Annotated in this window: 2 protein-coding genes and 1 pseudogene; 1 reads left to right on the top strand and 2 read right to left on the bottom strand. The window is 57.1% G+C overall.

From position 1 onward, the window contains the following. Positions 1-478, top strand: a pseudogene (locus ABX749_RS18035) (peptidase C39); the annotation flags it as partial. 560 nt (positions 479-1,038) lie between these two features. Here the strand turns inward: ABX749_RS18035 and ABX749_RS18030 are convergent. Together ABX749_RS18030 and ABX749_RS18025 are read right to left on the bottom strand one after the other, a co-directional pair. Continuing rightward, positions 1,039-5,253 (bottom strand): hypothetical protein, encoded by a 4,215-nt coding sequence (locus tag ABX749_RS18030; protein WP_372897184.1) that lies wholly within the window; start codon positions 5,251-5,253, stop codon positions 1,039-1,041. 388 nt (positions 5,254-5,641) lie between these two features. After that, positions 5,642-6,123 (bottom strand): RNA polymerase sigma factor (locus tag ABX749_RS18025; RefSeq protein ID WP_372897183.1); only part of this gene is annotated, 482 nt, incomplete at its 5' end.

Raw genomic sequence — 6,123 nt, 5'->3', positions numbered from 1 at the left:
GGTTGGCGGCGATCGATGGAACAACGGAGTCGCGATGCAAACCTCTTGGGCGACTTGCAGCCCCGCTGCCGCGGCAACGTTGTTCCGAGCGGAGAGGATCGATGTGAGCGAGTCCGACATGATTCCGCTGTGTTTGACCGATTCCAGTGGTACACCAACGCTGGGTCTGTACCGCGGCGTGAAGCTGATCGCCGAGAAGAACGGACGTGAATTAGAAATCGTCGATGGCACGATCGATGACCTGCTGAACGACGACGACTGGCCGGTCTTGCTGGCCGTCGAATTGCCCTACGGCGTCGATGATCGTCGCTATGTCGAACAATGGGGCTGGATTCCCGGGATGGGCCATTCGGTTGTGGCACTCGGCCGAGCGCCGACCGGCGGACTGTTGATCGGCGACCCCTCGGTGGGACTCGAACGATGGTCCACGGCCGACTTGGACGTGCTCTGGCACGGTGCCGGCCTACGCGTCAAGTGACCAGCATCGATCGCTTCACCTCGAACACCGATGCAGATCACCTTTCGGAGAGACGGTGGTTGAACGAAAGTGAGTTGTTCTACAAACTCGACGCCGAGGTGCAGGATCGCATGAGCATCTCTCCTGCCATCTCTTTACTGGTCCGACGAATCAAAGCGGGCAGATGAAACACGCAAGTACGGATGACGAGAACGCGATACCCTGACAATCAATTTCCTTGAACGTAAGCAGGACGCACGTATGCCGTTCGTCCGTTTGGTCGAAGTCAATGAGATCAGCACCGATCCCAACCATGGGGCGTCAATTTCCCCGAGCAATACGACGCGTACCTGAAAACCGCAGGTACCGATCGAACGGAACACGGCGGCAGTAGCGCGTTGCCATCGATGGCAGACGTCTTTGGGCAGTGTAGCGTATGCTCGGTCACCAAACGGCGTTTGCATGCTCTGTCGGTTGTCGCAAGCATCCCATTGTGACTCGACGTGCTTGCGCGTCGACACAGCGTACGCCGGCGGAAAATTCGCCGGCGCACGTGTGGACACTCTTGCTGTCAACGGCTGTCAGTTTCCGGAGAGCTGATCACGGAGGTTACGCCATTGTTCGCCGGCACTCGTCTTGAAATGCCGGACGATGGCGGGCGACGAATTTTGGTTTTCCTCCAATCGGTCTGAGAGGCGGGGAACGTTGACCGAAACTTCTACCGTCGAGACCGGGCGCCCGAGTTGGCGTTTCTCGTCAACCTTGGCCCGAGCCTCTTGCAAGAGAGACGAAACGGACTCCGCATTGCCTCGTTGTTGCTCTTCGATTCGTTCCAGGCGATCTAAGAGATCGCCGAAATCGGATCGCTCGAGCGGTGCCGCGATCGGCGAACTTTCCACAAGCGTGCGTTGTTGCGCCGGCAGAACTCGGAGTCGGTCGTCGGCTTGTCGCCCCGATTGGCCCATCGCCGTACTGGCCGTTTGACAATTGCAATCGGCATCCTGCTTTCGGAACGATGCATCCGGGAGCGGTGCGGGAAGCCCCTCCGCCGCTGCGGGACCTGCATCACCGCCGGCTGCGGCCGCCGGAAATCGCTTGATCTCCATGTCAGTCTCCTTGGAGAGTTGCGTCGGGATCTGTTTTGGATTGAAGGCCGCAAAGTAGACTATCTTGAGCTTGAGCGCCTTTCCATCTGCCGGGATCAGACTGGGGTTCATCTGCTCCAAGGCTCTCAAGAGTCTGTCCCCATCACCCAGGGCTTTGAACGTGCAGTTTTCTCCAACGACGATGGTCTGCAGCTCGGTCAGCGACTGGGAACCGATGTAGACGTCGCCGCTCTTGACCGCTGCATAGATCGTGACTTCACGTCCTTTGAAACGCGGATCGGTCGCGGGCGTAAAGCTGACGTCGACAGAAGAAACGGCTTGCAGCTTGACCGTTTCCGGATCACCAATAGCCGAGACTTGGACATTCCCTGCGGAGACGGTGGCGACAGCAGGAGGCAGGTTGAGTTTCGCGACGGCTGACTTCACCGCGTCTTCGATCTGGTCGTCCACTTTGCTTTTTGTCGGCGCATGCACGGGAACGTGCAAGTGGTTGGTGATGCCGTATGGTGTCGCGACGTAGACGGCGACGTAATTTTTGACACCGCCTTCTTCGCACAGTTCCATCACGTTCACGCATGGGGGAATCGTCACTCTCATCAGATCACGACTGATCAGTCGGACATCGGGAATGCAGACACCGCCGGCAATCACTTTGGTGTCGTGCACGCTGAAATTGTCGCCAACCAGAAACAGCGTGGTTCCCTTTCCTTGGCAAGTCGGAATCGGCGAAGAATTGCTGAGGCTTTGAGGTGTGCTGCCGTCCTTCTTGAGTCCACAGCCCTGGTAGCATCCACAATCAAAATCGTCATCGATGTTGATGCCGGGGGCACCGTACCAGCCGATCAATTCCGGGGACAAGTCGGTGACACCAGTATTGAACATTTCGAATCCACCCAAGGTGTTCTCATAAGGAACGAGTGCGCGCTGCGTTTGCAGTGGCAGTTCGCGGTCCAACTGATCCACTCGAGCAAAGAGTCGGCGCAGCTCACCTTCGCGATACAGGTGTTGGCATTGGGCACACTGGGCACGCGAGTTCCGCATCGCCGTAATCGATCGGCTCAGCTTGACGGTGTCCTTCATCGTCAACGCAGAGTTCTTGGGATTGGTCAGCTTGAACCAGTTCGTCCGAATATCGAAATCGGCGTACGGGACAAACGAGGGCATCAACACGACCGCGACACACTCCCGCTGGCCGGGCTCGACCTGACGATGCTTGAGGTCGTAGTCGCGTGAAGTGCCCAACAAAGTTTCACGGATACTTCCCAAAGTCCCCGGCACCGGCAGCGATTGGACGCGAGGATAGAATCTCCAACCGAACGTATCGCGGCCGTGGCCGAATCCGACGACGGTGCGGTTCAGGCCGATCGTTTCCACCTGCGTCTGCAGCTTCCGCGAGTATTGGGTCAGCGAGTTGATGCCGATTTTTCCTGTTGCGAATCCGAGCGCCAGTGCGAACTGCAGCTCGCGTTGACGCCTGGACACGTCCGCGACGTTTTGTTCTTGGTTGACCGGGTCAACGGCAAACACGTGGATCGGCCAACGGACTTCAACGTAGCGTTTAAAGACTTCCGAGGCCGACGCGAATTGATCCTGCAGATAGGTTTGAACGTCGTTGTGTTTGACCACCGAATCCGGCAGGAAGAACCAATAGTCGCGGTCGATGCCCAGGTCGTACGTTTCTGTCGCACGAGCGAGTTTTTGAACGTCCAGGTTCAGCCGGTCATTCAGGAGGGCCGCTTCGACAACGATCGCCCATGCAAGGGCTTGAACGACGGAACTGGCCTGCGTCGGGCTGAGGGAATCGATCGAGATGACCAACTGCCCCTCTTGATCACATTGGGGAACCGAAATGGCTTCGTGTTTGTGAAGCTGCTGAAAGAAGTACTTGCGCAGGGTTTCCACGCTTGTCCCAATCGACTCTTCGTCGGTGAAGTGTCCGGCTCGAATCTGATCGGCGAGCTTGGAGTGGGGCGAGGCCAAGTAGGCGAACAAATCAAGGTGTCCCGGACGGCTCAGCAATTCGTAGGCGGCATCCAGTTCGGACCGTAAGAATCGTTGGGCATCAAGCAGGTCGACACGGTTCTCCTTGCACTGCTCCGAATTCGGGCCTCCCGACCAGCGGATGTAGCGGCCGTAGTACGATTCATTGAAGAACTCAGAGATCACAACGAGATTCTCAATCCCGATGACCGGTTCAAGAGCCGTCGGATTAAGAGGATTCAGCGCGCGGCGAGTTCGGCCCGACGGTGCAACGGTCGCGACTCCTTTGGCACCGGCGGCAAGTGTTTGCAGCGCACCGGAAGCTTTTGCGTTGAGCACCTCGGATGGACTCGGATCGCTGGGGATAAGCCCAATGCGGAAGAGTTGCGACGCAACGAGGTTGGCATTTTTTTGTTTAATGGCATCAACCAGCTTTTTCGCCTCTTCCGTGGGGTCAACTTTCTCCTCCTTTTGCTCGTAGGCGGTGATCGTGACTTTTTTTCCCATTGGGTCGATGACTGTTTCTTGTACCGCAACCGGGTAGGTCACCGTAGCGGGCGCAAACGCGGTCGCCTGTTGTTGCATCGAGTAGAGCGACAAGCCTTTCATGGCCCGACTCATTTCACTTGCAACCAAGCTTGACGCTTGATCCGTTGTCGACGTCCCGGGACTCAGGGTTTCGCCGAGGTCCTTGAACGCTTCCACGATCGCTTTTACAGCCAGCTCGTTCTGCAGAAACTCTTCAATGATGGGCGACGCATCTTTCACAAAGTCGTCACCTGTTTGGTTCGGCCTGGAAATCGAATCGATTTTCGCGATCGTCTCTCTGAACTGATCATGGCTGACTTTGTAGTGGTAGGCTTTGACCACTTTATCCAACCGCTCCGTCACCCGCACCAGCGGCAAACCCAGGAAGTCAACCACATCATTGACAGCCAGATTGCGGAAGGTGGTCGGCATCAGGTCGTCACTGATGACAGGTCTTGCCGTGACGGTAACCTCCGCACCAAACCCCTGCCGCGTCAGCTTTCCGGGCAGAATCGAGACGGGAATGCGAACCAGATTCAACGAGTAGCCGGGCGAATCACTGGTGTCGTCACCTTCATTGACCCGTCGCAATTCGTGAAGATGCTTGAGGTAACGCGACATTTGATCGAGTACGACGACCGGCTCGAGTGAGATCCCGCGATTCGGTGGATCCGAGTCGATCCCAAAGGACTTGAAGTCGGTGGTCAGCGCGTCGGCTTCGATGAGTTGAGCACTGGCGACCGCCGTCGGCGCCTGGTCCGCAACTGCCGGAGTCACCGCCGCACCGCTTGCCGCGTTTGACAACGCGATCGCTTGAGACAGAAACGCGGCGTCGGATTGTGAGATCGAAGCGTTGATCGTACGTTCGAATCCACCGAGTTGGCTAAACATGATCCGCTCGTATTCGTCGCGGTGTTTGGTCAAACGGGCTTCGCCCCAGATGTCCGGCTGCTTGGCCACGACCGATCCATAGCGGTCCAAGTAGTGCTCCAGCCAGTCGATATTCTCGGCCAAACGCTCGATCACGCCGTCTTGGCCGGTGACCGGCGGGGTTCCGTGATATTCAGTTTCACCGGCGAGACGCTTCAATCGGCCGAAGAAGTTTTCCGCCACGCCGTTTGACGGCATCACACCGTGGACGATGACTAGAACTGCCAGCGCTTTGCTGATCGTCGAACGCATCACACGCATTGGTTTCTTCCTTGAAACATTGAAAGTAGTCAGACCTGAAGATCGCCACCGTGTCGCTCGGTCCGAGCTTCCTTGCCGACCGAGCTGGCGACACAGTGAACGAACACGTTGGTCTGTCTGTTATCGGACATCGCTTCGAATAACCATTCGGCGAGATGGATAATCCGGCGGTATCAACCACCAACCCATGAGGGCGGTTGCGACTGCAACGATTCTCAGGCCTGGGTAAACACTGCGGGGGATGCGCGGCGTTCCAGGCTACCGAACATCAATGCGATGCAGCTGGACACCACACGTCTGCGGGAAGGAAGGCGGCAGAATGAGGGGGAAAACGTGAAACTCGATTCACTCGGGGACATCTGTTTTCAGCAGAACGGGCTCAATCAACGAGCCCGCGAATCTCTTCGCGAATCCTGCGTGTCAGCCGACTTTTGGCCAGCAAGACGACGTTAACAGACACTCCCAATTCCTCGGCCACCGCATTCGCATTCCTGCCTTCGACCGCGTGTTTTTGGAACGCGTTCCATGTGCTCGTCTTCACTTCGTTTCTGACAATGCTCGCGGCGTGGCGAAACACGGACTGGTCGTGTTGTCTGTCGAACTCCACTGAGAGTTGACTGTTCGGGTCGGCAAGCTGTTCGATCTGGTCGGTGAGCATGTCGTATTGTCCAGCCACAAGCGGTGTCTTTTGGACGCGCCGCATGGCGTACCGCAATTGATTGAGGACGATCCCGCGCAGGAACGCGCGAAAGGAACCTGTCCGTTGCCGCTGAAATGTCGGCAGCTCCCTCACGAGCACCATCAGCACCTCTTGCACAATATCTTCCGCTTGACTGACCAGTAGAGGATATGTCGAGATGC

It is taken from the genome of Stieleria sp. (assembly GCF_041595215.1).
Taxonomy (GTDB): Bacteria; Planctomycetota; Planctomycetia; order Pirellulales; family Pirellulaceae; genus Stieleria; species Stieleria magnilauensis.
Note: the sequence above shows the minus strand (reverse complement) of the source record. Positions and strands in the feature narration are given on the sequence as shown.